This is a genomic window from Candidatus Streptomyces philanthi (assembly GCF_059553635.1).
In genome coordinates this window covers 1-1832 of sequence record NZ_JCANQV010000550.1, presented here as the reverse complement: position 1 = coordinate 1832, position 1832 = coordinate 1, and the positions used below count along the sequence as shown (strand labels likewise).

The 1832-nt window shown below is 74.0% G+C and carries 2 protein-coding genes and 1 pseudogene; 1 reads left to right on the top strand and 2 read right to left on the bottom strand.

Annotated elements, in window-relative coordinates:
* Positions 1–316: pseudogene (locus tag AC51EU_RS30105) on the top strand (hypothetical protein); the annotation flags it as partial.
* 43 nt (positions 317–359) lie between these two features.
* Here the strand turns inward: AC51EU_RS30105 and narI are convergent.
* Both narI and narJ read right to left on the bottom strand, forming a co-directional pair.
* Positions 360–1094 carry a respiratory nitrate reductase subunit gamma gene (gene narI, locus AC51EU_RS30100; RefSeq protein WP_496270261.1) on the bottom strand — a complete coding sequence of 245 codons (735 nt, stop codon included), beginning with the start codon at positions 1092–1094 and terminating at the stop codon, positions 360–362.
* On the bottom strand, positions 1091–1744 hold the full coding sequence (gene narJ / locus AC51EU_RS30095) for a nitrate reductase molybdenum cofactor assembly chaperone (protein ID WP_496270260.1): 654 nt from the start codon (positions 1742–1744) through the stop codon (positions 1091–1093). The genes narI and narJ overlap by 4 nt, the downstream gene beginning before the upstream one ends.
* Positions 1745–1832 lie beyond the last annotated feature (88 nt).

Genomic DNA, 1832 nt, shown 5'->3' with positions numbered 1-1832 from the left:
AGCCCCACCGCTGCCCACGGACCCCCCGGACCCGAGCCCCACCGGGCCGACCGAGGCCCCGGACCCGACGCCCACCGGGCCGACCGAGGCCCCGGACCCGACGCCCACCGGACCGACCGAAGTCCCGGACCCGAGCCCCACCGGCGTGCCGACGCCGGAGCCGACGCTCACCCCGGCACCGACCCTGACCCCGGTGCCCACCCCCACGGCGACCTCCGGGCCGGACCCGACGCCCACACCGACCGTCAAGCCGCCCCGCCCGCACTGCGGCTGGCACTGGTTCGGGCCGATCCTCATCTGGTACTGCACCTGTTGAACGCGGCGGGCCCCGCCACGCGGCGGGGCCCTCCGTCATACGGTCAGCGGTTGCGTCCGGTCAGCTGCCGCGCCGGGCGGCCCGGCGGGGTGGTGCGGCGGCGGTAGACCACGTACGGGCGGAACAGGTACCGCACCGGCAGGGCGACCACATGCATCAGCCGGGTGAACGGCGCGAGCAGCAGCAGACAGCCGCCCAGCAGCACATGGACCTGGAACGCCAGGGGTGCCGCGGCCATCAGCGCGACCTCGGGGCGCAGCACGAACAGGCTGCGGAACCACACCGAGACGCCCTCCCGGTAGTCGTAGTCACCGCCGCCCACCCCGGCGATCTGCACCAGCACCGTCGCGGTGAGGCCCGCCAGCATCGCGGCGATCAGCAGGGTGTACATCAGGTGGTCGCTGCGCAGCGTGGACCGGCGGACGGCGGGGACGGTGAGCCGGCGGTACACCAGGACACCGAGCCCGGCGACCGCGCAGACCCCGGCGAGGGCGCCGGAGACCACCGCCGTCAGATGGTAGGTGTGGTCGCTCACCCCGAACGCCGCCGTCCAGGACTTCGGCACCAGCAGCCCCACCCCATGCCCGAGGACCACGAAGATCATCCCGTAGTGGAACAGCGGGCTGCCGATACGCAGCAGCCGTGACTCCTGGAACTGCGAGGAGTGCGTGGTCCAGCCGAAGCGGTCGTAACGGGCCCGCCACACCAGGGCGGTGACCATCACGGCCGCCGCGGCATAGGGGAGGACTCCCCAGAGCATCCAGTCCACTGCGTTCACGACGACACCTTCTGCCACAGAGCGCTTGCGGGAATCGGGGCCGGGGCCAGATCGATACCGACCAGCTCCTGGGGAGGACCGCAGCGCGCCAGCGCCTTGGCCTCCTCACGGGTACGGGGCGAGGGCCCCGGCAGCGTCGCGCACACGGCCCGCAGCACCCCGGCGTACGGGGAGCCGCACTGCTCGACCGCCAGCCGCAGCAGTTCGAGACCGGCCCGGTGCCGCTGGAGCAGCTCCGTCCCCGCCTCACCGGTACGGGCCGCGAACTCCAGCATCACCGGCAGGAAGTCCGGCAGCTCACCGCCGAGATCACCCTCCAGACCGTGCGCCCGGTAGTACTCCTTCACGGCGACCAGGGCCGCGCCCCGGTTGCGGGTGTCGCCCGTCGTCCACCACGTCAGGTACAGGCAGCGGCGGTTGCGGCTGTCGAAGGTGTCGACGTAGTGGCCGGCCAGGTCCAGCTCGCGGGCCGCCCCGGCGTGGTCGAGGAAGCCGGTGAGGCCGAGGGCGGCGGGCGGCGCGCCCACCTCGTCCAGTGCCGCACGCAGCAGCGGGAACCGTTCCCGCAGCCGCGCGTCCGGGTAGCACAGGCAGTCGGCGGCGGCCAGCCGCAGCACGGCGGTGGCGGCGGGGGAGAGGACGGTGGTCATGCGGACGCTCCGGGGGTGCGCGGGGTACGGGGCGGGAAGAGGCCGTCCGGGCGGCCGTTGGCGTCCCAGTTGAGGAGGTTGATCCGGG